At 39.6% G+C, this 2,185-nt stretch carries 4 protein-coding genes; 2 read left to right on the top strand and 2 right to left on the bottom strand.

The features are described from left to right. Nucleotides 1–116: 116 nt before the first annotated feature. A complete protein-coding gene (locus ACFINE_RS09595) occupies nt 117–431 on the top strand; it encodes a type II toxin-antitoxin system RelE/ParE family toxin (protein WP_375610725.1) in 315 nt (104 codons plus the stop codon). 16 nt (nt 432–447) lie between these two features. Further along, nucleotides 448–744, top strand: coding sequence for a HigA family addiction module antitoxin (locus ACFINE_RS09590; protein ID WP_004861504.1), 297 nt, complete (start codon nt 448–450; stop codon nt 742–744). 46 nt (nt 745–790) lie between these two features. Here the strand turns inward: ACFINE_RS09590 and ACFINE_RS09585 are convergent, their stop codons facing one another. Both ACFINE_RS09585 and ACFINE_RS09580 read right to left on the bottom strand, forming a co-directional pair. After that, a complete protein-coding gene (locus ACFINE_RS09585; RefSeq protein ID WP_375621875.1) occupies nt 791–1,069 on the bottom strand; it encodes a hypothetical protein in 279 nt (92 codons plus the stop codon). Beyond that, complete coding sequence (locus ACFINE_RS09580; protein ID WP_375621874.1) at nt 1,066–1,785, bottom strand: Rha family transcriptional regulator; 720 nt, start codon at nt 1,783–1,785, stop codon at nt 1,066–1,068. The genes ACFINE_RS09585 and ACFINE_RS09580 overlap by 4 nt, the downstream gene beginning before the upstream one ends. Between the last annotated feature and the right edge of the window lie 400 nt (nt 1,786–2,185).

Raw genomic sequence — 2,185 nt, 5'->3', positions numbered from 1 at the left:
CTGCCGTCTTTGCTGCCTTTATCAAAGCAACAAATGTTTCTCTTATCGTTTCTCTCGGATGCATGGGGGCTCCTGTTATTTAACATTTATCCTTTTCTTTATATTGGTATCGTGTTATGATACGTAAAAGAACGAATAAAGGTGATTTGGTGATTGAATCTTTTGCTGATAAGCGGTGTAAAGATCTTTTAGAAGGCAATCTGCCCAGAGGCTTTCCCACCACTCTAGTGCGTATAGCCCAAAGAAAGTTGTTTATGCTCGATAAAGCAGTTGATCTTAAAGATTTGCGCAGTCCTCCGGGAAATCGTCTAGAAGCGTTGAAAGGAGAGCGTAAAGGTCAATATTCTATCCGTATTAATGACCAGTTTCGTATTTGTTTTGAATGGCGCTCTAATGGTGCCTATGAAGTTGAAATCGTAGATTATCATTGATCTGTAGGAGGTCGAGATGAAAAATTATATAGCGATTCATCCCGGAGAAATTTTACGAGAGGAATATTTAAAAGAATATGCTCTCTCTGCTTATGCTCTTGCAAAAGCATTAAATGTTCCACGCACGAGAATAGAACGTATTGTTGCTGAAAATAGTCCAGTGACTCCCGATACAGCACTAAGATTAGCCTATTTTTTTGATACTACTGCTGAATTTTGGCTTAACATGCAAGCTGCTTATGACGTTAGTATATTACAAACTGAAAAAGCAGACGAATTTGCCAAAATCAATAAATTTGAATGTAGGGTTTAACCACTCCCTACCTTTAACGATAGGGAGGGGAGTTCTATTTTTTTAATTAAGCAACCTTTTTAATGGGGCTCTCTAAATCTGGTTCATAAGTTCGCAACAAAGAATCCATACGATGTGGAAGTTCTGAAGCTCCAAAATCTGTCAAAATTGCCAAGATTTTTGTAATATTGGGCACGTCATCTTGAAGCTTTAAAACCAGAGCATCTACGACCGATTCCATTACCTCAACTATAGCATTGCAGTCCTCATCTCCAATGCCTCGATGATTAGAAAGCTTAAACAATGCCATCCATAAATCGCACAAAAAGTCGACACTGCTATTCATTGCACACCCCCAAAGATTTGTTCTCTCAAACATGCCAATCCTCTGGATGTGATTTTCGTTGAAGGCAGCACCTTTTCTGTTCCATCTGGTCTTTGAATGGTGATAGCAGGGCAATCCATGAATCCTTTCTTGATCTTATCCTGATAAGGTAACAATGGCGCTCCTGGAGCACGCCGATAGACCCAATCATGTTTACGCAAGTAATCGGTTAAATCTTTTGGTCGCACTTCAAGCATCTTCGCTGCTTCGATAAGACCGAACAAACCATCAGAACGCTTTAAACCTTCCAAAGCCTCTGCTTTTGGAGCTAATTCGGCAATGGTATTATCCTTTTGCTTGATTTGACTTTGTAAGTGATTCAAGACACCAAGTAATGCTTCGGGTTTGGAATAATCAACTTGTGGTGTGGCTACCTGCTTTTCCAATTCTTGCCAACGGTCAATGATTTTAGCACGTAAAGCAGTACTGTAACCAGATACGAGAATTAAACATTCGCGCTTGGGTAAATTATAACAAGGGCGTGTTTTTCCTTGTTCATCAATATAACTGCTTAAAAACTTAGCCGGCTCAAATTTGAGCTCGCTAAATATTTGTTTAATGTCTCGCATAACATTTTTATGCTTCTTACTACATACTCCCGCAATTTCAATGCTAGACATAGTCTGAGTGGTAGCACCATTAGTAGCACTTCCTTTAATTTCTATAAGAGTGTTCATGAGAACTCCTTATCGTTAGATGTTTTTCATTGACACTCTAAAGAGAGTGCCGGGCGCTGAAAAACACGGCGATAAGTCCGTCGTTACACTTTCCCCGCAAAGGTATTGTATAGTGTAACCACACCCGACAAAACCACTATATGCTACAAAGCATGTGATGAGTCAAAGTTTTTAAATTTCGGCGGGAGGAGATTATTTCGGTAATCCATCCGCTTATCGTTCGGTGTTTTTCAGGCACCTAGTTCAACAATAGACACATTGTTGCCATATTGTCAAGGGGTGACTTTACCTTTTTAAAATAAATAAGCGTATCTTTACTTTAGCTCCCGCAAGATAAGCTTATACATACCGGATTCAGAGGCTTGGACATCTGTAACAGTGAAGTGTTCTTGAGAAGAGG

The organism is Bartonella sp. AA97HXZ, from assembly GCF_042196985.1.
GTDB lineage: Bacteria > Pseudomonadota > Alphaproteobacteria > Rhizobiales > Rhizobiaceae > Bartonella.
Note: the sequence above shows the minus strand (reverse complement) of the source record. Positions and strands in the feature narration are given on the sequence as shown.